Source organism: Tsukamurella tyrosinosolvens, from assembly GCF_900104775.1.
In the GTDB taxonomy this organism is placed as follows: Bacteria; Actinomycetota; Actinomycetes; order Mycobacteriales; family Mycobacteriaceae; genus Tsukamurella; species Tsukamurella tyrosinosolvens.
The window spans coordinates 3,609,076-3,632,287 of record NZ_FNSA01000003.1; the positions used below are offsets into that span (position 1 = coordinate 3,609,076).

The following is a 23,212-nucleotide window of genomic DNA, read 5'->3' on the forward strand; positions in this document are numbered from 1 at the left end:
TGCTGATGACTCCCCTCCGCCCGCCCATCCGCGCACCCCAGCAGTCCCGCAGCCGGGAGACCCGGCAGCGCCTGCTGGAGACCACCATCGCGTCGCTCGCCGCACGCGGGTGGACCGCCACCACGGTGGGCAGCGTGGCGCGGCAGGCGGGGGTCTCGCGCGGCGCCGCACAGCACCACTTCCCCACGCGGGAGGATCTGATCAGCGCCGCGCTCGAGTACATGGGCGAGCAGCGGCTCGCCCAGGTGGCGCAGGCGGGCGCGGCGGTGCCGGACGGGCCCGACCGCCCGTACGCGGTGGCGCGGCTCATCGTCGAGTACTACACGGACGACCTGTTCAAGGCCGCCCTGCACGTCTGGACCGCGGCCGCGAGCGACGATGCGCTCCGCGAGCGGATGCTGCCCTTCGAGAACAAGCACTCCCGCGAGGTCTTCGCCCTCGCCATGCGCCTGCTCGGGGTGGACCGCGACGACGAGGAGGCCCGCCGCGCCGTGCAGGCGACGCTGGACCTCGCCCGCGGCCTCGGCCTCGCCGACCTGCTCTCCGACGATGCCGCCCGCCGCGAGCAGGTCGTCGACTTCTGGGGCCGCCAGCTGGCGTCCGTCTTCGCGGCGCGCTGAGCCCGCCCCGTCCGGGCTAGGCCTTGTCGAGGTAGTCGCCGCGGTCGCCGCCGAGGATGACCTCGTTCATGGCGCGCAGGGCCCCGTGGCGCTCGAGATCCGGGTCCTCTCCTACGATCTCGTAGGCGAGGTCCCTGGCCGCGGCCAGCACGTCGCCGTCCTGCGCGAGGTCCAGGAAGCTCAGGCGACGCGCGAGGCCCGACTGATCGACACCGAGGATGTCGCCGAAGCCGCGGTACTCCAGGTCCAGCTGGGCCAGCGCGAAACCGTCGACGGTCTCCGCCACCTTGTGCAGCCGCTCGAGCGTGCGCTCCGAGCCGGTGGCGGTGATGAGCAGGCACAGCCCGGGCAAGCCGCCACGGCCGACGCGGCCGCGCAGCTGGTGCAGCTGGCTGATGCCGAACCGGTCCGCGTCGCGCACGACCATCGTGGTGGCGTTCGCGACGTCGACGCCGACCTCGATCACCGTGGTCGCGACCAGCACGTCGATCTCGCCGGCCGCGAACGACGCCATGATCTCCGACTTCTCCTCGGCGGGGAGCCGGCCGTGCAGGAGCGCGATCCGGTGCTCGCCGAGCGGCCCCGCGGCCAACTGGTCGTACATCTCGATCGCCGAGACGGTCTTCGGCTTCGCGTCCTCGTCTTCCGGCTCGTCGCGGGACGAGCTCCGCGCCTGCGTCTTCGGCGCAGCCGACGGCTTGTCGAAGTCGTAGTCCTCGTCCGTGAACCCGGCCTTGGCCTGCTCGCCGGTGGCGTCGTCGCCGATCCGCGGGCACACGACGTAGACCTGCCGCCCCGCGCGGACCTCCTCGTCCACGCGGGCCCAGGCCCGCGCGACCCATGCCTCCCGGTCCTCGGGGACCACCGAGGTCTGGATCGGCTGCCGCCCCCGCGGCAGCTCCCGCAGCACGGACGTCGCCATGTCGCCGAACTGCGCGAGCGCGACGGTGCGCGGGATCGGCGTCGCGGTCATCACGAGCAGGTGGGGCATGGATTCGTCGTCGGTGCTCTCGCCGGTGCCCTTGCGGCGCAGGCGGTCGCGCTGCTCCACGCCGAACCGGTGCTGCTCGTCGACCACGACCAGGCCGAGCCGGAAGAACTCGACCGTGTCCTCGAGCAGCGCGTGCGTGCCGATCACGATCCCGGCCTCGCCGGTCACGATGCGCAGCAGCGCCGCCCGGCGCTGCTTGACCGTCATCGAGCCCGTCAGCAGGGTCACCGTCGTGGCCGCGTCCGCCGCGCCCAGCTGGCCGGCCTCGGCCAGGTCGCCGAGCATCGCGGTGATCGACAGGAGGTGCTGCGTCGCCAGGACTTCCGTGGGGGCCAGCAGCACCGCCTGGTGGCCGGCGTCGACCGCGGCGAGCATGGCCAGCAGTGCGACGAGCGTCTTGCCCGAGCCGACCTCGCCCTGCAGGAGGCGGGTCATCGGGTGGTCGCGGGCCATGTCCCCGAGGATCTCGGCGAGCACGCCCTCCTGACCCGCGGTGAGCGAGAACGGGAGCCGCTCGCGGAGCCCGGCCTGTAGCGGACCGTCGGGCGCGTGCAGCGGTGGGGCGCCGACGATGCCGACGTCGTGCGCCCGGCGGGCGAGCGCGGTCTCGATCGCGACGGCCTCGTCGAAGGCCAGGCGGCGCCGCGCCCGGTCGGCCTGCGCGCGGCCGTCGGGCTTGTGCGCGGCGCGCACGGCGTCGTCGAGGCTCATGAGCGCGTGCAGCGCGAGGAACGCGGGCGGCAGCGACTCGGGCACCGGCACGAGCCGCTTGAGCACGCTGTCCACCAGCGAGAGGATCAGCCACGTGGGCATGTTCTTGGTGCCGTGGTAGATCGGCACGGTGGGCTGCATCAGCAGGCTCAGGTCGGCGAACTTGAGCCGCTTCGAGCCGGCCTTGGTCGACCCCGCCTCGTTGGCGGCGAGCGCCTCCGCCGAGGTGATCGTGGTGTCCGGCAGGACGAGCCACTCGGGGTGGGTGAGCTGGAGCTTGCCGTTGAACTCGCCGAGCCGGCCGATGAGCAGCAGCTGCCGGTCGGGCTGGATCGGCTTGGGCAGGTAGTTGAAGAAGGTCACCTCGTAGGCCCGGACCTTGTTGACCACCTGCACCCGGAACATCTTCTTGCCGCGGTGATGCGGCTTCGGGGGTGTGATCGCGGTGACGGTGCCGATCACGACGATGTCGTCGCCGATGCGGGGCTCCGAGCGCCGGGTCCCGTCGTCCTCGACGGCGCCGCCCTCGTACCGGAACGGGAAGTGCCGCAGCAGGTCGCCGACGGTGACGAGCCCGAGCTCGGCGGTCGCCGCCTCGGCGATCTCGGGGTCGACGGCCTCGGCGAGCGGCGTCTGCAGCGTGAGGGTGCGCGCAGAGCTCATTCGACGCCGATCTCCATCACGCTCGCGGTCTGCCCGCCGACGTAGCCGACCACCTCGACCTCCGGGCGGTCGGGGCGCAGCGCGGCGCTGACCCGGTCGGGGAAGTCGCCGTCGCCGGCGTCGCCGAGGAGCACCGTGACCATGTCGCCGCCGGTGGCCAGCAGCAGCTCGGCGAGGGCCTCGCCCGCGGAGTACTGGTCCTCCTCGAGGACCACCACCTCGCCGCCGACCATGCCGAGGTAGTCGCCGGGGCCGCAGGGGCCGAGGATCGTCAGCGCGTCCTCGGTGACGGCGACGACGGACCCGCAGCGCGCGCCCGCGGCGGCCTCGGCCATCGAGTAGGTGTCGTCGGCGGCGTGGCCGTTCGGCTCGTGCACCGCGAGCGCGGCGATCGCCTGCACCATCGACGAGGTCGGCAGCAGGGTCACCAGGACCCCGGATTCGCGCGACCGCGCGGCCACCGCCAGCAGCTCCGGGGTGGGCAGCGCGCCGTTCGGCATGAGCAGCACCTCGCGGCCCTCGAACCGGTGCAGCGCGGCGAGAAGCTCGGCGTGGGTCATCCCCTTGTCGCAGCGGATCACCTCCGCGCCGGCGCCCGCGAACAGCTCCGCGGCGCCGTCGCCGGAGACCAACGCGACGATGGCGCGCGGCGCGTCGAGCAGTGCCTGCAGCGGCGTCTCGGCGTGGCCCGCCTCCTGCAGCACGTTGACGGCGATGCTGCGCAGCTTGCCGTGGCGCAGGCCCGCCTGGATGGCCGCGCCCGGCTCGGTGGTGTGCGTGTGGACCGACCAGGTCGCGACGGGGTCGGGATCGGCCGCGGCGACGACGACCACCGATTCGCCGAAGGCCTGGAGCTCCGCCCGCAGCCGGTTCGCCGTGGCCTCGGTGGCGGAGGGCAGGAGGTACATCACCTCGTAGTCGGCGTGCGGCCCCCGGGGCGGATCGACGTGGTCGTGCGTGTGTCCGTGCGCCTCGTCGACGTGCACCTGCACGTGCGGCGCGATCTGCCGTCCGAAGCGGGGCCGCTCGGGCACCGCGCCCGCGGTGACCTCGACGAGCGCGTCGAGCAGCACGAGCAGGCCGCGGCCGCCCGCGTCCACGACGCCCGCGGCGGCGTTGTCGGCGAGCTGCTCCCGGGTGCGCAGGAGGGCGTCGAAGGCGGCGTCGGCGGAGCCGCGGGCGCAGGTCGCGAGGTCGCCCCCGCCCGCCAGGGCGGCCCCGGCCCCGTCGGCGGCCGCCCGCAGGACGGAGAGGATGGTGCCCTCGATGGGTTCGGCGACGGCGGTGGTCACCAGGTCCGTCGCGTTCCGGAGTCCGGTGGCGAGGCCCTCGGCGGTGAGGTCCGCGTCGGGTCCGAGCTGGCCGGCGAGGCCCCGCATGATCTGGGAGACGATGACGCCCGAGTTGCCCCGCGCCCCGGCGACGGCCCCCGCCACCGTCGCGCGGGCGACGGCGTGCGGCCCCTCGGTGCGGTCCGCGACCTCGGCGGATCGGGCGGCGGCGCGCAGGGTGACCAGCATGTTGGTGCCGGTGTCGGCGTCGGCCACGGGGAAGACGTTCAGGGTGTTGATCTCGTCGACCGCGCGCTCGAGTCCGAGGACGGCACGCCGCAGCCAGGCCACCACCACGCGGCCGTCCTCCGCAATCGGTCCCGTCACAGCTGTCAGCCTAGTGGGCGGGGCCCGCGCCGTACGGAGCCCGGAGCGGTTTGGCTCCGTCGCCGGGCTCGGCTATGCTTGCAGGGTTGCCTCGCGTCCGAGCGTGTCCTTCACGTCTGCGACCGGCGGGGCGAAGCACAGGTTTTCAACGATACGAGGAGTACACGACTATGGCTGCCGTCTGCGACGTCTGCGACAAGGGCCCCGGCTTCGGTAAGTCGGTCTCGCACTCGCACCGGCGTACCAACCGCCGGTGGAACCCGAACATCCAGACCGTCCGCGCCCAGGTCGCGCCCGGTCAGACCCGCCGCCTGAACGTGTGCACCTCGTGCATCAAGGCCGGCAAGGTCGTTCGCGGCTAGTACGCGAGAGTTCTTCCGAAGGCCCGTGACCTCCCCGAGGTCGCGGGCCTTCGGCGTTCCCGCCGCCGGCCGCCCGTGTGACGGGACGCTCGTCAGCGCACCTGGGCGAGGTGCGGCAGGCGCCAGTCGACGGGCTCGGCACCGAGGCCCACGAGCGCGTCGTTCGCCTTCGAGAAGGGCTTGGAGCCGAAGAAGCCCCGGGATGCGGACAGCGGCGACGGGTGCACCGACTCGATCCGCGGGACGTCGCCCAGCCGCGGTCCGAGCGAGGCCGCGTCGCGGCCCCACAGGATCGCGACCAGCGGCGCGTCCCGCGCGACGAGCGCGTCGATGGCGCACTCGGTGACCTTCTCCCATCCCTTGCCCCGGTGCGACGCCGGCGTGCCCGGGCGCACCGTCAGGACGCGGTTGAGCAGGAGCACGCCCTGGTCGGACCACGGCGAGAGGTCGCCGTTCGCGGGCATCGGCAACGCGAGGTCGTCGCAGTACTCGCGGTAGATGTTCTGCAGGCTCCGCGGGATCGGCCGCACGGCCGGGTCGACGGAGAACGACAGCCCCACCGCGTGCCCCGGTGTGGGGTACGGGTCCTGGCCGACGATGAGCACGCGCACGTCGTCGAAGGGCTGCCGGAACGCGCGCAGTACGTTGGCGCCGGCGGGGAGGTACCCGCGGTCCTCCGCGATCTCGGCGCGGAGGAAGTCGCCCAGCGCGGCGATGTCGCCGGCCACGGGGGCGAGCGCCTCGGCCCATCCGGCCTCGACGCTGTCGGTCAACGGTTTCGCCGTCATCGGCCGTTCTCCTCGGTCTCGGTGAAGGTGTTCCAGCCGCCCGCCGCCGGTCCCGCGTCGCCGTCGACGGTGACGGTGCCCGCCGGCGCCCCGGCGGGCGCGGCAGCGGTGCCGATCGCCCGCCATCCCGCGGGGAGCGCAGCGCCTGCGGGGAAGGTCGCGAGCAGGGCGTGGTCCTCGCCTCCCGTGCGGACCCAGCGGTCGGCGTCGGCGCCGAGCGCGGCGGCGCAGGCGACCAACTCGGCGTCGGGAGCCAGCAGCGCACCGTCGAGCGCGATGGCCACACCGGAGGCCCGGGCCAGCGCCCGGGCGTCGCGCAGCAGCCCGTCGGAGACGTCCGTCAGGGCGGTCGCGCCCGCGACGGCCGCCTGCGGCCCGGCGGCGAGCGGCGGGGCGGGGCAGCGGTAGGTCTCGACCAGGCCGCCGAAGCCCTCGTGCCCCGCGAGCAGGACGTCCAGGCCCGCGGCGGAGTGACCGAGCGTGCCGCACACCGCGACCACGTCGCCGGGCCGCGCGCCGGACAGCAGCACCGGCGCCCGCCCTTGCAGGTCACCCAGCACGGTGACCGCGAGCAGCACCTGCTCGGTGCGCACCACGTCTCCCCCGGCGATCGCGCCACCCGCGTCGGCGGCGCCGCGCGTGGTGCCGCGGGCGATGCCCGCGATCACGTCCTCGCCGGTCTCGGGCGGGCACCCCAGCGTCACGGTGAACGCCGTGCACACGGCGCCCATGGCCGCGATGTCCGCCGCGTTCTGCGCGATCGCGCGCCGGCCCACGTGCTCCGGGGTGGTCAGCTCGAACCGGAAGTGCCGTCCCTCGACGAGCGCGTCGGACGAGACGACCGTGCGGCCGTCGGGCGTGACGACCACCGCCGCGTCGTCGCCCGGTCCTACCGGGACCCGCGGATCGGGACGCACACCGCCGGTGGCCAGCGCGATCACGCCGTCCTCCCCCAGCTCCGCCACGGTGCGCACGCGGGGCTGCGCAGGGCTGTCCGGCTCCTCTGATGTCATCGCGGCTACCGTATCGGACGTGAGCGATGCAGACGACGAGACCACCGCGGCCCCCGACGCCGGGGAGCGCCGCAGCCCCGCCTTCCTCGCGACGGCAGTGGCCCTGCCCGTGGCGGTCGTCGCCTGCTTCATCGCCTTCCTCGTGCTGGCGCAGCAGAAGCAGGGCGACGCCCGGGATGCCGCGGAGGCCGGGCACGTGAAGTCGATCGCGGCACCGTCGTCGGGCGACGCGGCGTGCGGGAAACTGCTCGGCGCGCTCCCCGCCGACCTCGACGGCTACCGCCGCACCGACGACACCGAGCCGGCCGGCTTCGCCCGCTGGACCAGCGAGAAAGCAGGCGCGGTGGAGGCGCGGTGCGGCACCGACCGGCCCGCCGAGCTGACCGCGACCGCGAAGCTGCAGATCATCAACGGGGTGCAGTGGCTGCAGGCCGTCCCGGCCGGCGCGCCCGCCCCCGACGGCGGCAGTTACTGGACGGCCGTCGACCATCGCCCGTACGTCACGCTCTGGGTGCCCGACGGTGCCGGCACCTCGGCGGTGCAGGCCACCTCGGACGCGATCCGCGAGCACCTGCAGGCGGCCTCGCTCGACCTGGGCCGGTAGCCCGGCGGGTCCGAGCCGGGAGGCCGGTCCGGCTGCTAGCGGAGGCCGGTGCCCCGCGCGAGCGCGGTATCGATGAGCACCGTGAGCAGCTCGGCGTAGTCGACGCCGGATTCGGCCCACATCCGCGGGTACATCGACGTCGAGGTGAAGCCCGGCATGGTGTTGACCTCGTTGATCACGGGGCCGTCGGGCGTCTGGAAGAAGTCCACGCGGGAGAGGCCCTGGCAGTCGAAGGCGTGGAAGGCGCGTACCGCGAGGTCGCGGATCACGGCCGCCTGCTCCTCGGTGAGGTTCGCGGGCACGGTGTACTGGGCGCGGTCGTCGAGGTACTTGGTCTCGAAGTCGTAGAAGGAGTGCTCGGCGTCGGCCGCCATCTCGATCTCGGCGATCGCCGACGCCGCGACGGTGCCGTCGGGCCGCTCCAGGACGCCGATCTCGACCTCGCGGCCGATCACGGCCGCCTCGATGATGACCTTGGGATCCCACTTCCGGGCCGCGGCGATCGCCGCGGGCAGTTCCGTCAGGTCCGTGACCCGGGTGATGCCGATCGACGAGCCGCCGCGGGCGGGCTTGACGAACAGCGGCAGGCCGAGCCGGTGCAGGACGTCGGACGGGACCTCGGTGTCGCGCTGGCGGAGCACGTGGTAGTCGCCCACGGGCAGGCCGTCGGCGGCGAGCAGCTTCTTCGCGAACTCCTTGTCCATACCCGCGGCGGAGGCGAGCACGCCCGCGCCCACGTAGGGCACGCCGACCATCTCCAGGAGTCCCTGCAGGGTGCCGTCCTCGCCGTACGGGCCGTGCAGGACGGGGAAGACGACGTCGACGGTGCCCAGGAGCTCACCGGCGCTGTCGGCGTGCACCGAGACCAGCTCCGCGCCGGGCAGCAGCGCGAGATCCGTGGGTGCGTCGGCCACGCTGGGGAGCGCGCGCTCGGCGAACCGCAACGCCTTCGCGTCACCGTCGGAGAGCACCCACGCGCCCGCCTGGGTGATCCCGACGGGGACCACCTGGTAGCGCTCGGGGTCGAGGTGGGCAAGGATGCTGCCCGCCGACACGCACGAGACCGCGTGCTCGCTGCTGCGCCCGCCGAAGACCACTGCCACCCTGATTCGCTCCGTCACGGTCGCCCACCTTACGTGTCGGCCGAACGGAGGGCCACGCGGTTACCCGCGCGGCGAACCCGTGCGACTACTCGGCGTCCTTGGGGCGCCACTCGCCGCCGACGTCGCGATTGAGCAGGTCGTCCATGGCGCGGGAGACGGGCACCCCGTCGTAGCAGACGGCGCGCACGGCCTCGGTGAGCGGCATTTCGACGCCCACGCGCCGGGCGAGGTCGGCGATGGAGATGCACGACTTCGCGCCCTCGGCGACCTGACCGTGCGCGGCGGCCTGCGCCTGCTCGACGGTCATGCCCTGGCCGAGGCGCGCGCCGAAGCTGAAGTTCCGGGACTGGGGCGAGCTGCAGGTCGCGACGAGGTCGCCGACGCCGGCGAGGCCGGCCAGGGTGAGCGGCTGCGCCCCGAGGGCGGTACCGAGACGCAGCGTCTCGGCGAGGCCGCGGGTGATGATCGCGGCCCGCGAGTTCTCGCCCAGGTTGATGCCGGAGGCGATGCCGCAGACGAGGGCGATGACGTTCTTGGTGGCGCCGCCGATCTCGCAACCCACGACGTCGTCGCTGGTGTAGGGCCGGAAGTAGTCGGTACGCACGAGGTACTGGGCGCGGGAGGCACGGTCGGCGTTGTCGGAGGCGACGACGGCGAGGGTGGGCTGTCCCTTGGCGATCTCCTTGGCGAAATTGGGTCCGGTGAGGACGGCCAGGCGGTCCCGGTCGATGCCGGCGGCGTCGACGACGACCTCGCTCATCCGGTCGAGCGTGCCGATCTCGATGCCCTTGGCCAGGTTCACGACGGTGATGTCCGGCGGGATCAGGTGGCCCCAGTCGCCCAGGTTCGCGCGCAACGACTGCGACGGGACGGCCAGCACCACGAGCCCGGCGCCGCGCATGGCCTCCTCCGGATCGTGTGTCGCGGAGAGGTTCTCGGGGAGGACGCCCTCGGGGAGGTACTGCGCGTTGATCCGGGTCTCGTTGATCTGGTCGGCGACCTCCTGGCGGCGGCACCACATCCGCACCCGGTGCGGCTCCGGGCGGGTGGCCTCCGCGAAGACCTTCGCCATCGCGGTTCCGAACGAACCCGCCCCCATCACCGCAACGTCGACCATCCGAGCCCCTCCTCGCATCGCACCCGCCCACCGGAATCGCGGGCGCCCGGATGAGCCTATCGCCCGCCCGGAGACGGCAGGGTCGGTTCGGCACGCCTACATTGGTGCTCATGAGCTCACCGCACGGGGCCGTCGCGCGCCCCGCCGTCGTGGTGGTCACCGCCGTGAAGTCGCTCGACGCCGCGAAGTCCCGCTTCGCCGCGCCCGGCGACGGCCGGCGGGATGCCGTGCCGGGCCTCGTGCTGGCGATGCTGCTGGACACCCTCGCCGCGGCCACCGCGACGCCCGGCGTCCTCGGCGTGCACGTGGTCTCGCCCGACCCCGCGGTCCGCGCCGCGGCGGAGGCGGCCGGCGCGCGCACCGTCGACGAGCCGGTGCCCGGCGGACTCAACGTCGCGCTCGAGGCGGGCGCGCGGGCCGCCCGGGCCGAGCACGGGGCCGAGGTCGCAGTGCTGGCGCTGCAGGCGGATCTGCCGGGGGTCACCCCCGCGGAGCTGGCGGCCTTCCTCGCGGCGACGGCGGGTCACCGGGGATTCGTACCCGACCACGCCGGCACCGGGACCGCGGCGCTCCACGCGCCCCCGGGGGCCGAGCTGCGCGCCGCGTTCGGGCCGGATTCCGCGGCGGCGCACCGGTCCGGCGGCGCCGAGCGGCACGCCGGCCCGTGGCCCGGACTGCGCACGGACGTCGACACCCCGCAGGACCTCGCGGGGGCGGGGCCCCTGGGTGAGCACACCGCAGCCGTGCTCGCCGCGGCCGATCGGGGCTTCGCGTCGAATGCACGCGCCCGATACGCCAGAATGGAGCCGTGACGACCGAGCCTCCCGCCCCCTCCGCCGAACCGACGCCCGCAGCGAGTACCGCGGTCGCCGAGACCGCACTCCCGCCCTCGGGCAGGCCGACCGCGATCCCGACGGCCCCGCCCGCCGCGCCGGCGGAGGTGACCAGCGACCTGCCCGCGGATCGGTACCTGAACCGGGAACTGAGCTGGCTCGACTTCAACGCCCGCGTGCTGGCGATGGCGGAGGACGCCTCGCTGCCGCTGCTCGACCGGGCCAAGTTCCTGGCGATCTTCGCCTCGAACCTGGACGAGTTCTTCATGGTCCGGGTGGCCGGTCTCAAGCGGCGCGACCAGATGGGCCTGTCGGTGCGCTCGGCGGACGGCCTCTCGCCCCGGGAGCAGCTGCGGCTGATCTCCCAGCGCACCCAGGAGCTCTCGCACAAGCACGCCCTCGTCTTCAGCGACGCGGTGCGGCCGGAGCTGGCGGCGCAGGGCATCTCGGTGGTCAGCTGGGCCGATCTGACGCCGGCCGAGCAGCAGGACCTGACCGCGTACTTCCACACGCAGGTGTTCCCGGTGCTCACGCCGCTCGCGGTCGACCCCGCGCATCCGTTCCCCTACATCTCGGGGCTGTCGCTCAACCTCGCCGTGGCGGTCGTCGACACCAGCACGGGCGGCGAGCATTTCGCGCGCGTCAAGGTGCCGGACAACGTGGCCCGCATGGTCTCGGTGCGCAGCGACCGCATGGATCACGCGGTGCTCCCCCTCGAGGACCTGATCTCCGCCCACCTCGACGTCCTCTTCCCGGGCATGACGGTCTCGGAGCACCACGTCTTCCGCATCACCCGCAACGCGGATTTCGAGGTCGAGGAGGACCGCGACGAGGATCTGCTGCAGGCCCTCGAGCGCGAGCTCGCGCGGCGCCGTTTCGGCTCGCCGGTGCGCCTCGAGGTGGCCGAGGACATGTCCGAGCACATGCTCGAGCTCCTCCTGCGCGAGATGGACGTGGACCCCGCCGATGTCATCACCGTTCCCGGACTGCTCGACCTGAACTGCATGTTCGAGCTCTACGGCGTGGACCGGCCGGACCTCAAGGAGAAGCCCTTCGTCCCCGTCACCCACCCCGCGTTCGGCGAGCGGGAGACCCCGAAGAGCGTCTTCTCCACGCTCCGCGAGGGTGACGTGCTGGTGCACCACCCGTACGACTCGTTCTCGACGAGTGTGCAGCGGTTCATCGAGCAGGCGGCCGCCGATCCCCACGTGCTGGCGATCAAGCAGACCCTGTACCGCACCTCGGGCGATTCGCCGATCGTGGACGCCCTGATCGACGCCGCGGAGGCCGGCAAGCAGGTGGTGGCCCTGGTCGAGATCAAGGCCCGCTTCGACGAGCAGGCGAACATCAAGTGGGCCCGCAAGCTCGAGCAGGCGGGCGTGCACGTGGTGTACGGGCTGGTGGGCCTCAAGACCCACTGCAAGACCTGCCTGGTGGTCCGGCGCGAGGGCTCGACGATCCGCCGCTACTGCCACATCGGTACGGGCAACTACAACCCGAAGACCGCGCGGCTGTACGAGGACGTCGGCCTGTTCACCGCCGACCCGGATCTGGGCGCCGACCTGACGGACCTGTTCAACCGGCTCACCGGGTACTCCCGCAAGGAGGAGTACCGCAATCTCATGGTCGCGCCGCACGGCATCCGGTCGGGCATCGTCGAGCGGATCGACCGCGAGATCGAGCTGCAGCGCGCCGGCAAGCCGGCCGGGGTGCAGCTCAAGGCGAACGCCGTCGTGGACGAGCAGATCATCGACGCGCTGTACCGCGCGAGCCAGGCGGGTGTGCCCGTCGAGGTCGTCGTGCGCGGCATCTGCGCCCTGCGGCCGGGGGTCCCCGGGGTGAGCGAGAACATCACCGTCCGATCGATTCTCGGACAGTTCCTGGAGCACTCCCGGATCCTGCACTTCCGCGGCGCGGACGAGTTCTGGATCGGCAGCGCCGACATGATGCACCGCAACCTCGACCGCCGCGTCGAGGTGATGGCACAGGTGAAGGATCCGCGGCTCGCGCGGCAGCTGGGCGAGATGTTCGACTCCGCCCTCGATCCCGCCACCCGCTGCTGGGTGCTCGACGGTGACGGCAACTGGAACGCGTCCCCCGTCCCGGGCGAGACGGTCCGGGACCACCAGCGGGAACTCATGCGCGCGCACCGCGCGAGCCAGCGGTGAGCGGCGGAGGCGAGGGCGCGGTCGTCCGCGCCTCCGGGGGCGTCCTGTGGCGTCCCTCCCCGAGCGGCCCGGAAGTGGCTGTGGTGCACCGTCCGCGGTACGACGACTGGTCGCTGCCGAAGGGGCACGTCGAGCCCGACGAGCACCCCGTCGTGGCGGGGCTGCGGGAGGTGGTCGAGGAGACGGGCTTCTCCGCCCGCTTCGTGCGGGCCGTCGGCCAGGTGTCCTACGACGTGCCGCGACGCAAGCGGCACGGCCCGGGCGGGGCGACGGTGCGCAAGCGCGTCGGATACTGGTCGGCCTTGGCCGGTTCCGGTGTCTTCGCACCGAACGAGGAGACCGACGAGTTGCGGTGGCTGCCGGTGAAGCCCGCCACGGCCCTCCTGAGTTACCCGATCGACCGGCGGATCCTGCGGGCCTTCGGCAAGCAGCCGCGGTCCACGGCGACGATGCTGATCGTCCGGCACGCCAAGGCGGGCCGGAAGCAGGGGTACCAGGGCGACGACCTCGCGCGCCCGCTGGACCGCAACGGGAGGGCCCAGGCGGAGGCCCTGGTGGACCTCCTGGGGGCCTTCGGGCCCGGCCGCCTACTCTCGGCGCCGCCGGTGCGGTGCACGCAGACCCTGGAGCCGCTGGCGGCCGAGACGGGCCTGCCCCTGGTGGAGGAGCCGACGATGTCGGAGACCGCCTACGCCCGCGATCCTGCGGCCGCCCATCGCCGGATCCGCGAGATCGCGCGAACGGGCGAGGAATCGGGCACCGTCCCCGTGGTGTGCAGCCAGGGCGGTGTGATCCCCGATCTCACCGCGTGGTGGGCGGGGGCCGACGACGTGCGCCTCCCCGCCGCCCGCAACCGCAAGGCCAGCGTGTGGGTGCTCACCACCGAGGGCGGGCGCCTGCTGACCATGGACCACATCGACAGCCCGCTGCCCCTGGAGCACTGAGGCGTCCAGGGGCAGCGGGCCCGACGGGTCGGTCTACTTCTTGGCCGCCTTCTTGGCGGGAGCCTTCTTGGCCGGGGCCTTCTTGGCGGGGGCCTTGGTCGCCGCCTTCTTGGCCGGGGTCGCCTTCGCCGGAGCCTTCTTGGCGGGAGCCTTGGTCGCGGCCTTCTTGGCGGGGGCCTTGGTCGCCGCCTTCTTGGCCGGCGTGGTCTTCGCCGGAGCCTTCTTGGCGGGGGCCTTGGTCGCCGCGTTCTTCGCGGGCGCCTTGGTCGCCGCCTTCTTGGCGGGAGCCTTGGTCGCGGCCTTCTTCGCGGGGGCGGCCTTCGTCGCCTTGGCCGGGGCCTTCTTCGCGGCGGCCTTGGTGGCGGTCGCCTTGGCGGCCTTCGCAGGCGCCTTCTTCGCCGCCGCCTTCTTGGCGGGCGCGGCCGCGGTGGCCGAGCTACGACGCACGGCGGGACCCGAGGCCGGCAGCTTCGCCGAGCCGGAGATCACGGCCTTGAACTGCGCGCCGGGGCGGAAGGCGGGGACGGAGGTGGGCTTGACCTTCACCGTCTCGCCGGTCCGGGGGTTGCGGGCGACGCGGGCGGCGCGCTTGCGCTGCTCGAAGACGCCGAAGCCCGTGATGGTGACGGACTCACCGGAGTGGACGGCACGGACGATCGTGTCCACGATCGCCTCGACGGCGGCGCCGGCGGTCCGGCGGTCGGTGCCCAGCTTCTCGGTGAGCGCCTCGATCAGTTCTGCCTTGTTCATGGACGAATCCCTCTGTTGTCGGAGGCTCACCGCTGAGCCAACTAGGGACACCGTAAACGCAGAATTGCATTCAATCCAAGAGCCACGCCAGATTTGATCGAAGGTGTGTCGGAATGACAAGTGGCGGCACCGGTTCGATCCGGTGCCGCCACTGATGGTTCGTCGCGCTACAGGGTGACGGGTTTGTATGCGGGCCTACGACTTTCGAACTCGGTGATCGCCGCATCCTGCTGCAGGGTGATGCCGATGTCGTCCAGACCGGCCATCAGGCGGTGTCGGACCGGGTCGTCGATCGTGAAGGGGACTACCAAGTCCCCGGCGGACACGGTGCGGTCCTCCAGGTCGACGGTGACCTCCAGTCCGGGGTCGTTCTCGAGGGCCTTCCAGAGCAGTTCGACGTTCTCCTGCTCGACCAGGGCGGCCACGAGGCCCGCCTTGCCCGAGTTGCCGCGGAAGATGTCCGCGAAGCGCGACGAGATGACGACCCGGAAGCCGTGGTCCATGAGGGCCCAGACGGCGTGCTCGCGGGAACTGCCGGTGCCGAAGTCCGGTCCGGCGACGAGCACCGAGCCGCGGTCGTACGGCGGGGTGTTGAGAATGAAGTCCGGATCGGCGCGCCAGGCCGAGAACAGTCCGTCCTCGAACCCGGTGCGGGTCACGCGCTTGAGGTAGACGGCGGGGATGATCTGGTCGGTGTCGACGTTGGTGCGGCGCAGCGGCACGCCGATGCCGGTGTGGGTGACGATGGCTTCCATGGTCGATTCTCCTTCGACTTCGGGTGGGCGCTACGCGCCGGCGACGGGGGCCAGATCGGCCGGAGCGGAGAGGGTGCCGCGCACGGCCGTCGCGGCGGCGACCGCCGGCGAGACCAGGTGCGTGCGGCTGCCCTTGCCCTGGCGCCCCTCGAAGTTGCGGTTGGACGTGGACGCGGAGCGCTCGCCCGCGGCGAGCTGGTCGGGGTTCATCCCCAGGCACATCGAGCATCCCGCCTGGCGCCACTCGGCGCCGGCATCGAGGAAGACCTGCCCCAGCCCCTCCTCCTCGGCCTGGGCACGGACGCGCATCGAGCCGGGGACGACCAGCATGCGGACCCCGTCGGCGACCTTACGGCCACGGAGGATCTCGGCGACGGTGCGCAGGTCCTCGATCCGGCCGTTGGTACACGAGCCCACGAAGACGGCGTCGACGGCGATGTCGCGCAGCGGGGTACCGGCCTCGAGGCCCATGTACTGGAGGGCCTTCGCGGCGGTCTCCTTCTCGCCGTCCGAGCCGAAGGACTCCGGATCGGGTACCGAGGCGCTCAGCGGCGCCCCCTGGCCGGGGTTGGTGCCCCAGGTGACGAACGGGGTGAGCGCGCTGCCGTCGATGTCGACCTCGGCGTCGAAAACCGCGCCCTCATCGGTGCGGAGGGCGTCCCAGGCCTCGATCGCCGCGTCCCAGTCCGCGCCCTTCGGCGCGTGCTCGCGGCCCTCGATGTAGTCGTAGGTGATCTGATCGGGCGCGATCAGGCCGGCACGCGCGCCGGCCTCGATCGACATGTTGCAGATGGTCATCCGCGCTTCCATCGAGAGCTTCTCGATGGCACTGCCCCGGTACTCGAGGACGTAGCCCTGGCCGCCGCCGGTGCCGATCTTGGCGATGATCGCCAGGATCAGGTCCTTCGAGGTGACACCGGGCTGCAACTCGCCGGTCACGTTGATGGCCATGGTCTTGAAGGGCTTGAGCGGCAGCGTCTGCGTGGCCAGCACGTGCTCGACCTCGGAGGTGCCGATGCCCATGGCGATGGCACCGAAGGCGCCGTGCGTGGACGTGTGGCTGTCGCCGCAGACCACGGTCATGCCCGGCTGGGTGAGGCCGAGCTGCGGCCCCATCACGTGGACGATGCCCTGTTCGCCGTCGCCCATGGAGTGCAGCCGCACGCCGAACTCGGCGCAGTTGCGGCGCAGCGTCTCGACCTGCGTGCGGGAGACCTCGTCGGCGATGGGCTGGACCAGCGTGTCGGTCGGCACGTTGTGGTCCTCGGTGGCGATGGTGAGGTCGGGACGCCGCACCGGGCGGCCGGCCAGGCGCAGACCGTCGAAGGCCTGCGGGCTGGTGACCTCGTGCACGAGATGGAGGTCGATGTAGATGAGGTCGGGCTCGCGCGAGGCGCCCTCGCCCTCCCCCTTGACGACGACGTGCTGGTCCCAGACCTTCTCGGCCATTGTGCGCGGCTGCATGATTCCCACCTGCTCCATGATCTTCGCTCAGCAGGTGGACGCGGGCTGCGCGTTGAATCCCACCATGCGAGAGCCTAGTATCGAACTATGGGAAAGGATACCGCACCGCCGGACGCCCCCGAAAGCCTCACCCCGGTGAGCGGGATCGGCGTGCTCGACAAGTCCGTCGCAGTGCTGCGCGCGGCCGCGGAGGAGCCGGCGAGCCTCGCCGACCTGTGCGGCCGGACCGGCCTGCCGCGGGCGACCGCGCACCGTCTCGCCGTGGGCCTGGAGCTGCACGGACTGCTCACCCGGGACGGCGACGGGCTGTGGCGGCCCGGGGGCGCCCTGCGCGAGCTCGCGGCCAGTACCGCCGACGCCCTGGTCGACACGGCGGCGATGGTGCTGCCCCGGCTCCGCGAGATCACCGGCGAGTCCGTCCAGCTGTACCGGCGCGAGGGCGATCACCGCGTGTGCGTCGCCGCCGCCGAGCCGCCGTCCGGCCTGCGGGACACCGTGCCCGTCGGGTCCCGACTGCCGATGACGGCGGGCTCGGGCGCCAAGGTGCTCGCGGCGTGGGCGGACCCGCGGGCGGACTCGTTCTTCAGCGACCGCGCACTCGCCGACGTCCGCAAGCGCGGCTGGGCGCAGAGCGCCGGCGAGCGCGAGTCCGGCGTCGCCAGCGTCTCCGCGCCGGTGCGAAATCCCCGCGGGGAGGTGATCGCGGCGATCTCCGTCTCGGGTCCGATCGACCGCATGGGCCGGCGCCCCGGCGCCCGCTGGGCGGCGGACCTGCTGCAGGCCGCCGAGGCGCTGCAACGGCGGATCTGAGCGGGGGCCGGGCCCGCCCGCCTAGCGGGCCCCGCCCACTCGGCAGCGCACCGCGGCACCGTCGACCACCAGGACCGCGGAGACGCGGCTCGCGGTGTCGGCCATGCGTGCCGCGCGGTGCGCGATCACGGCCTCGGCGACCATCGGCCAGACGTCGTGCCGGATCGCCCGCCGGACGGATCGCGCGCCGTACACCGGGTCGAAGCCGGTCTCCACCAGGTGGGCGGCGACGGCGTCGTCGATCGTCAGGTCGACGCCCCGCTTGCGCGCGCGGTCCGCGAACATCTCCAGCTCGTGGCGGGCCACCGCGACGGCCGTGTCCTGGGAGAGCTCCTCGAAGAGCGTCACCTCGTCGATCCGGTTGAGGAACTCGGGATCGAAGAACCGCGCGATGGACTGCTCGGAGATCCGGTCGAGGCGCCCCTCCAGGATCCGGTCCACCCGCTCCCCCGCCGGCGCGGGGAGCAGCCGCGAGACCGAGCGCCCGGCCCGGTGCCACGGACGCTCCTGCTCGGCCCGCAGCTCGCGACTGCCGAGGTTGGAGGTCATGAAGACCAGGCAGTTGCGGAAGTCGTAGCGCTGCTGGCCGTTCGCCAGGGTCAGCTGCCCACGGTCCAGGACGTGGAGGAGCGCCCGCAGGACCGTGGTGTGCGCCTTCTCCACCTCGTCGAAGAGCACGATCCCCGGCATGGAGACGGTGCCCTCGATGCGGTCGCGATCGAAGACGCTCAAGCCCTCCTTGGAGCCCGAGTAGCCGGGTGGCGCACCCGCGAACGAGGCCGCGTAGTGCTCCTGAGCCATCGCCGACATGTCCACCTGACAGAAGTCGTCCGGGCCGGTCCGCAACGCCGAGGCGAGCTGGCGGACGATCTCCGTCTTCCCCGTGCCGGTGGGTCCGACCAGCAGGTGGCTCGCGAGCGGACGGGTCTTGTCGGTGAGACCGGCCTGCACCACCGAGAGGGTCTTGAAGATCGACTCGATCGCGTGCTCCTGACCGAAGACGTTGGCCTGCAATTGCGCCAGGATCCGGGCCGCGTCGACCCGCCCGACCGCCGCCTTGGCGAACTCGGCGTCGGTGGGGCGGGAGTCGGGCGGGCCGGGCGCCCGACTGCCGACGTCGGCTCCCTCGGCGGCCAGGCGATCGGTGATGAAGGGCACGGCCTACGCCTCGCGGGTCTTCTCGGTGGGCAGCGTCCCGACGGGGCAGTCGGCGACGCCGATCGTGTCGCGCGTGAAGGATTCGACCTGCTCCCGCGCGGCCTCGGCGTCGGTGACCCACAGCTTGTAGAAGTCGAAGGGGCACTCGGCGACGCCCTTGTCGCCCTCACCCGCGGCGTGGATCCCCGTGTAGCCGCGGTGGAGGATCTTGAACAGGTGGTTCTGCGACTGATCGTGCTTGCGGGCGTCGCGGATCGTCGAGACGGAGAGCTGCGCGTACTGGATGCCGTACTCCTCCTCGCCGGTCTCGCCGAGCGTGCGGCCGTCGAAGCCGATGATCGCCGAGTGGCCGAAGTAGGAGTAGACGCCGTCGAAGCCCGCGGCGTTGGCGACGGCGACGTAGACGTTGTTGGCCCACGCCATGGCCTTCGCCATGAGCACCTGCTGATCCTTCGACGGGTACATGTAGCCCTGGCAGCGCACCACGAGCTCCGCGCCCTTCATCGCGCAGTCGCGCCAGATCTCGGGGTAGTTGCCGTCGTCGCACACGATGAGCGAGACCTTGAGCCCCTTGGGGCCGTCCACCACGTAGGTGGAGCTGCCGGGGTACCAGCCCTCGATCGGGGCCCAGGGGATGATCTTGCGGTACTTCTGGACGATCTCGCCCTGATCGTTGATGAGGATCAGGGTGTTGTAGGGCGGCTTGTTCGGGTGGTCCTCGTGCTGCTCCCCCGTGATCGAGAAGACGCCCCAGGTGCCCGCCTTGCGGCAGGCGTCGGAGAAGATCTTCGTCTCCTCGCCGGGAATCGCGGCGGCGGTGGCGTACATCTCGTCGGGGTCGTACATGATCCCCTGCGTCGAGTACTCGGGGAAGACGACGAGGTCCATGCCGGGCAGGCCGGCCTTCATGCCGACGATCATCTCGGCGATCTTGTGGCAGTTCTCGATGACGCCGGCGCGGTCGTGCAGGCGGGGCATCTTGTAGTTGACGACCGCGACGCCGACGGTGTCGGGGCTAGAGGAGATGTCTCCGTGACGCATGATGGAACCTTTCGGTGATGTGGTTGATGTCGTTGCAGGGCAGGGGGTACGGGATCAGGCGGCCTCGGGCCGGGCAGGGGCGGCGGGGACCGGCTCGGGTGTGGACGCCGGCGCCGGCAGCGACGGCAGCGCCCTCGCCGCCACGGCGCTGACCACCAGGAGCGCGACGGCGATCACCACCGCCCACACGGCCGCCGACGCGCTGGTGGGCCAGGTCCCGCGCCAGATCAGCAGCGCGGGGATCGTGCAGGTCAGGTGCGAGCCGACGAGGATGAGCCAGCCGGTGAACGGCATGAGCGAGGTCTTGCCGCACGCCAGGATGAGGAAGAACAGCAGCCACATCACGGCCCACACGAACCAGATGACGCCGAGCACGGGGTCCGCGGCGAGGGCGAAGACGCCGAACACGATCGCCATGGCGGCCACGAAGAGCGAGTACCAGCCGAGACCGCGGCCGTCGTTGCCCATGAGGTTGTTGACCCCGACGAAGAGATAGGTGAAACCGAACAGGTAGCTCGATCCCGCCCCGAACACCCCGGCGAGATCCCCATCGGCGGCCACCACGGCCAGCGTCGGCAGGACGACCTGCATCGCCCCGACGAAGAGGTTGAAGACGCCCGCCTCACGGGCGGAGATCGCCCCGAGGAACCAGGCCCCGTTGACGAACAGAACGGCTCCGACGAAGAGCAATCCGAGTGTGGTCATCGCGACTCCCGATTTATTACCGATTCGGCACTATATCTGATCGGTAGTATTGGCGGGCAGTTCGGTGCGCGCAGCGGATTCGGCGAAAATGCAGGTGGAAAGGGTTACGAGAGCCGCAGGACGAGCGACTCCCACACCTCGCGGCCGGTGTCGGAGAGCGTCAGCAGGACGCTGCGCCGATCGCCCGGAGCGGGCCGGCGGTACGCGAGGTTGCGCTCGACGAGGCGGTCGACCAGGCGGGTGGTGGACGACGGAGTGGTGCCGGTCCGGGCCGCCAGCTCACCGACGGTGGCGCCCTCGACCGCGGCGAGCAGCCGCAGCGCGCGGAAGTGCTCGACCGTGAGGTCGTGCTCCGCGAGGGCCGGGGTGAGGACGTTCATGACGAGGTCGTCGGCGTCGCACACGGCCGCGAAAGCGGTGCGCCCCGGCGCCTGCCGCAGGTCCGCGCTCGCGTCCATGTCCGCCCCGATCTTCGACTGTGTCATCGCAATCCGCGACCACTGTATCGCGTTCCCTCGCCGCTGCGGGCGTGCTCCGCGTAGGCTCGGTCGTACACCGGTCCGTAGTGCACGACTTCAGACGAGCGGACGTCCATGAGCGAGTACACCGTTGGGTTGTTGTACCCCCGACGTGGCCCCGCGGGGCTGTTCGGCCCGTCGTGCCTCAGTTGCACGACGCTGGCGGCCGACGACATCAACACCCGGGGCGGGATCCTCGGGCGCGAGTTGGCCGTGCGCCCCATCGACTCCGCGACCGGCGTGGCGAACGTGACCCGCGAGGTGGAATCCCTGCTGGCGGCGGGCGAGATCGACGCCATCGTCGGCTGGCACACCTCCGACGTGCGACGGGCGCTGTCCGCGCGCCTCGACCTGCGGGTGCCCTACGTGTACACCGCGCTCTACGAGGGCGGCGAGTCGACGGCCGGCGTCTTCCTCACGGGCGAGACGCCCGAAGAACAGATCCTCCCCGCCCTCGAATGGCTCCGCCGGGAACGCGGCCTGCGCCGGTGGTGGATCGTCGGCAGCGACTACCTCTGGGCCCGCGACAGCGCGAAGGCCTGCGTCCGCTTCGCGCGCCGCCTCGGGGACGACCTCGTGGGCGCGCGCTTCGTCCCCGTCGGCACCGAGGACTTCTCGGCCGTGATCACCGACATCGCGCGCTCCGACGCCGACGGAGTGCTCATGCTCCTCCTCGGGCAGGACGCCGTCGAGTTCAACCGGGCCTTCGCCGCGGCGGGCCTCGACGGTGCCTTCGTCCGGTACTCGCCGCTCATGGACGAGCACATGCTCATGGCCTCGGGCCCGGACGCCACGCGCGACCTGTTCGCCTCGGCGGGCTACTTCGACTCCGTCGTGACGTCCGAGTCGATGGAGTTCGGCGCCCGCTACTTCGGCCGGTTCGGTCCCGACGCCTGCACGCCGACATCCATGGGCGAGTCCTGTTTCGAGGGCATGCTCCTCCTCGAGTCACTGCTGTCGACGGTGCGCAGCACGGACGTCCGGGACATCATGGCCGGGGTGGGCGGCGTGCACTACGAAGGGGCCCGGGGCAACATGGCGCTCCGCGACGGCCACGCGCATCAGCGGATGTACCTGGCGCGCGCGGAGGGCTGCGACTTCGACGTGATCAGCCAGCTCTGAGCGTCCCACTCGCGCGCGGCGCGCTGAGGGCCGCGAAGGTGGGGACGTCGGTGTACAGGTTGTCCAGGGTGTGTGCGTCGGCTGGCCCGGTCGAGCCGTCGGGCTTCAGGCTGAGGGTGCCGCGCACCTCGGCCACCCAGGTCGCCGTGTTCGGGTTGATCCCGCGCTGGGCGGCACTGCGTTCGAGGTGGACGTCGTAGGCGCGGCCGTGCGGATCGTTCACGCTCGGGGCGGTCGGCGCCATCGTGCGCCACCCGCCGGCAAAGACCGGCACGACGCCGGGCCCGGGTCGGCGCCACAGGTCGCGGATCCTTGCGGCGACGTTGGCGATCCGGTACCCGAACCCCAGCGAATCGTTCTCGACGGGCCCCGTGGAACACAGGCCCGGACCGAGCATGGACCAGTCGAAGCGCAGCCCCGGGTAGTCGTCGTAGTCCTCCGGCCGGACGTCGAGCTCGGGCCGCACGGACTCCCGCAGGCGCCCCCGCTGCGAAACCTCGCCGACCATCCAGAGCAGGGATCGGTCCGAGTAGTAGGAGTTCTCGTAGCCGCCGCCGACGTCGAGGTGGACCCCGTCGAACCACACCTGGCGGATGTCCCGGTGCGCCCCGCCCCACAGGCAGGGCGCGAAGGGCCTGCGGCGCTCGCCGAGCGCGAGGGCCTGTCGGGCGCGGTTCACCTTCGGGCTGAGCTCGACGTCGTGGAACCGGTACTTCTCGCGGGCGATGCCGGGGAGGCCCAGGGCGCCGACGGTGTCGAAGACGCCCAGGTTGTCGATGGTGACGACGCCCTCGTCATAGCAGTACGGCTGCAGCCTCGCGAGGTCCGCGTCGTGCTTCGGGTCCTTCTTCGTGCCCGGCGGCCGCGTCCGGTACACCGACATCGCCTCGGGCAGTTTGTCCTGCGCGACGCCGTCGGGGGTCAGCAGCCCGACGTGCGAGATCATCCCGATGAGGCTGCGGGCCGTGTAGGCGCCGCGGCTGAAGCCGAACACCGAGATCCGGTCGCCGGGCTCGTAGTTGAGCGCGAGGAAGCAGTAGCAGTCCAGGATGTTCGCGTCGAGCCCGAACCCGAAGGCACCGGCGAGGACGCGCTCGATCCGGCTGCCGGCGGACCCCACGCCGCGCTGGTAGTAGACGATCTGGGGCTCGCCGTCGTGCCCGACGGGGGCCACGCCGCGGGCGATCTTCTCGACGTTCGAGACGTGCTTGTTGTCGGGCTTCTGCCACGTGCCGTCGCAGCAGATCACCAGGGTCTTCGGCTTCCGGATGGCGTTCATGGTCCGACCCTAGGAAGCGGGCGGACACCGGTCAC

22 protein-coding genes are annotated in these 23,212 nt (G+C 72.3%); 8 read left to right on the plus strand and 14 right to left on the minus strand.

What is annotated here, in order from left to right; all coding sequences use genetic code 11:
* The first annotated feature begins 5 nt into the window (after nucleotides 1-5).
* Nucleotides 6-620 carry a TetR/AcrR family transcriptional regulator gene (locus BLW32_RS19870; RefSeq protein ID WP_173677344.1) on the plus strand — a complete coding sequence of 205 codons (615 nt, stop codon included), beginning with the start codon at nucleotides 6-8 and terminating at the stop codon, nucleotides 618-620.
* Nucleotides 621-636: 16 nt separating this feature from the next.
* Here BLW32_RS19870 and BLW32_RS19875 read toward each other — a convergent pair whose 3' ends face one another.
* Nucleotides 637-2,985, minus strand: a complete 2,349-nt coding sequence (locus BLW32_RS19875; RefSeq protein ID WP_068739401.1) for an ATP-dependent DNA helicase RecG — start codon at nucleotides 2,983-2,985, stop codon at nucleotides 637-639.
* Nucleotides 2,982-4,643, minus strand: coding sequence for a DAK2 domain-containing protein (locus BLW32_RS19880; protein ID WP_068626884.1), 1,662 nt, complete (start codon nucleotides 4,641-4,643; stop codon nucleotides 2,982-2,984). Before BLW32_RS19880 ends, BLW32_RS19875 begins: the two co-directional genes overlap by 4 nt.
* A 170-nt stretch (nucleotides 4,644-4,813) precedes the next feature.
* Here BLW32_RS19880 and rpmB point away from each other — a divergent pair, with 170 nt between their 5' ends.
* A complete protein-coding gene (rpmB, locus tag BLW32_RS19885) occupies nucleotides 4,814-5,005 on the plus strand; it encodes a 50S ribosomal protein L28 (protein ID WP_068521417.1) in 192 nt (63 codons plus the stop codon).
* Nucleotides 5,006-5,097: 92 nt separating this feature from the next.
* Here rpmB and BLW32_RS19890 read toward each other — a convergent pair whose 3' ends face one another.
* Both BLW32_RS19890 and BLW32_RS19895 read right to left on the minus strand, forming a co-directional pair.
* A complete protein-coding gene (locus BLW32_RS19890; RefSeq protein WP_068739403.1) occupies nucleotides 5,098-5,793 on the minus strand; it encodes a uracil-DNA glycosylase in 696 nt (231 codons plus the stop codon).
* The gene (locus BLW32_RS19895; protein WP_068739408.1) at nucleotides 5,790-6,806 is read right to left on the minus strand and encodes a thiamine-phosphate kinase; all 1,017 of its coding nucleotides are present in this window, start codon (nucleotides 6,804-6,806) and stop codon (nucleotides 5,790-5,792) included. Before BLW32_RS19895 ends, BLW32_RS19890 begins: the two co-directional genes overlap by 4 nt.
* Before the next feature lie 19 nt (nucleotides 6,807-6,825).
* On the opposite strand from BLW32_RS19895, the gene BLW32_RS19900 reads away from it, so the two are divergent.
* Nucleotides 6,826-7,410 carry a DUF3515 domain-containing protein gene (locus BLW32_RS19900; RefSeq protein ID WP_068739410.1) on the plus strand — a complete coding sequence of 195 codons (585 nt, stop codon included), beginning with the start codon at nucleotides 6,826-6,828 and terminating at the stop codon, nucleotides 7,408-7,410.
* Nucleotides 7,411-7,445: 35 nt separating this feature from the next.
* On the opposite strand, the gene BLW32_RS19905 is transcribed toward BLW32_RS19900, so the two are convergent.
* Complete coding sequence (locus tag BLW32_RS19905; protein WP_068521422.1) at nucleotides 7,446-8,531, minus strand: D-alanine--D-alanine ligase family protein; 1,086 nt, start codon at nucleotides 8,529-8,531, stop codon at nucleotides 7,446-7,448.
* 67 nt (nucleotides 8,532-8,598) lie between these two features.
* On the minus strand, nucleotides 8,599-9,630 hold the full coding sequence (locus tag BLW32_RS19910) for an NAD(P)H-dependent glycerol-3-phosphate dehydrogenase (RefSeq protein ID WP_068739412.1): 1,032 nt from the start codon (nucleotides 9,628-9,630) through the stop codon (nucleotides 8,599-8,601).
* Nucleotides 9,631-9,740: 110 nt separating this feature from the next.
* Between BLW32_RS19910 and cofC the strand changes: the two genes are divergently transcribed.
* From cofC to BLW32_RS19925, 3 genes are read left to right on the plus strand one after another with little or no spacing between them, the layout of a single operon-like run.
* A complete protein-coding gene (gene cofC, locus BLW32_RS19915) occupies nucleotides 9,741-10,442 on the plus strand; it encodes a 2-phospho-L-lactate guanylyltransferase (protein ID WP_068739418.1) in 702 nt (233 codons plus the stop codon).
* Entirely contained in the window at nucleotides 10,439-12,631 is a 2,193-nt protein-coding gene (locus BLW32_RS19920) for an RNA degradosome polyphosphate kinase (protein ID WP_068521427.1), read from the plus strand. The genes cofC and BLW32_RS19920 overlap by 4 nt, the downstream gene beginning before the upstream one ends.
* Nucleotides 12,628-13,575 (plus strand): NUDIX hydrolase, encoded by a 948-nt coding sequence (locus BLW32_RS19925; RefSeq protein ID WP_068521430.1) that lies wholly within the window; start codon nucleotides 12,628-12,630, stop codon nucleotides 13,573-13,575. Before BLW32_RS19920 ends, BLW32_RS19925 begins: the two co-directional genes overlap by 4 nt.
* 33 nt (nucleotides 13,576-13,608) lie before the next feature.
* Here BLW32_RS19925 and BLW32_RS19930 read toward each other — a convergent pair whose 3' ends face one another.
* The 3 genes from BLW32_RS19930 to leuC all read right to left on the minus strand — a co-directional run bounded on the left by BLW32_RS19930 (nucleotide 13,609) and on the right by leuC (nucleotide 16,544).
* A complete protein-coding gene (locus tag BLW32_RS19930) occupies nucleotides 13,609-14,325 on the minus strand; it encodes an HU family DNA-binding protein (RefSeq protein ID WP_068739420.1) in 717 nt (238 codons plus the stop codon).
* A gap of 167 nt (nucleotides 14,326-14,492) precedes the next feature.
* On the minus strand, nucleotides 14,493-15,080 hold the full coding sequence (gene leuD, locus BLW32_RS19935; RefSeq protein WP_068739422.1) for a 3-isopropylmalate dehydratase small subunit: 588 nt from the start codon (nucleotides 15,078-15,080) through the stop codon (nucleotides 14,493-14,495).
* A 30-nt stretch (nucleotides 15,081-15,110) separates the two neighbouring features.
* The gene (gene leuC / locus BLW32_RS19940; RefSeq protein WP_139286270.1) at nucleotides 15,111-16,544 is read right to left on the minus strand and encodes a 3-isopropylmalate dehydratase large subunit; all 1,434 of its coding nucleotides are present in this window, start codon (nucleotides 16,542-16,544) and stop codon (nucleotides 15,111-15,113) included.
* A gap of 87 nt (nucleotides 16,545-16,631) precedes the next feature.
* Here leuC and BLW32_RS19945 point away from each other — a divergent pair, with 87 nt between their 5' ends.
* On the plus strand, nucleotides 16,632-17,354 hold the full coding sequence (locus BLW32_RS19945; protein WP_068521438.1) for an IclR family transcriptional regulator: 723 nt from the start codon (nucleotides 16,632-16,634) through the stop codon (nucleotides 17,352-17,354).
* Between the two features lie 21 nt (nucleotides 17,355-17,375).
* Here BLW32_RS19945 and BLW32_RS19950 read toward each other — a convergent pair whose 3' ends face one another.
* From BLW32_RS19950 to BLW32_RS19965, 4 genes are all read right to left on the minus strand, one after another.
* Nucleotides 17,376-18,512 (minus strand): AAA family ATPase, encoded by a 1,137-nt coding sequence (locus tag BLW32_RS19950; protein ID WP_068739426.1) that lies wholly within the window; start codon nucleotides 18,510-18,512, stop codon nucleotides 17,376-17,378.
* Nucleotides 18,513-18,515: 3 nt separating this feature from the next.
* Entirely contained in the window at nucleotides 18,516-19,553 is a 1,038-nt protein-coding gene (locus BLW32_RS19955; protein ID WP_068521441.1) for an aliphatic amidase, read from the minus strand.
* Between the two features lie 54 nt (nucleotides 19,554-19,607).
* Nucleotides 19,608-20,258, minus strand: coding sequence for an AmiS/UreI family transporter (locus BLW32_RS19960; RefSeq protein ID WP_074850733.1), 651 nt, complete (start codon nucleotides 20,256-20,258; stop codon nucleotides 19,608-19,610).
* A 104-nt stretch (nucleotides 20,259-20,362) separates the two neighbouring features.
* Complete coding sequence (locus BLW32_RS19965; RefSeq protein WP_068739428.1) at nucleotides 20,363-20,743, minus strand: MarR family transcriptional regulator; 381 nt, start codon at nucleotides 20,741-20,743, stop codon at nucleotides 20,363-20,365.
* Between the two features lie 108 nt (nucleotides 20,744-20,851).
* Here BLW32_RS19965 and BLW32_RS19970 point away from each other — a divergent pair, with 108 nt between their 5' ends.
* On the plus strand, nucleotides 20,852-21,898 hold the full coding sequence (locus BLW32_RS19970; protein WP_068521445.1) for a substrate-binding domain-containing protein: 1,047 nt from the start codon (nucleotides 20,852-20,854) through the stop codon (nucleotides 21,896-21,898).
* On the opposite strand, the gene BLW32_RS19975 is transcribed toward BLW32_RS19970, so the two are convergent.
* A complete protein-coding gene (locus BLW32_RS19975) occupies nucleotides 21,885-23,177 on the minus strand; it encodes a T6SS phospholipase effector Tle1-like catalytic domain-containing protein (protein ID WP_068739430.1) in 1,293 nt (430 codons plus the stop codon). The two genes, BLW32_RS19970 and BLW32_RS19975, sit on opposite strands and share 14 nt — an antisense overlap.
* Nucleotides 23,178-23,212: the final 35 nt, after the last annotated feature.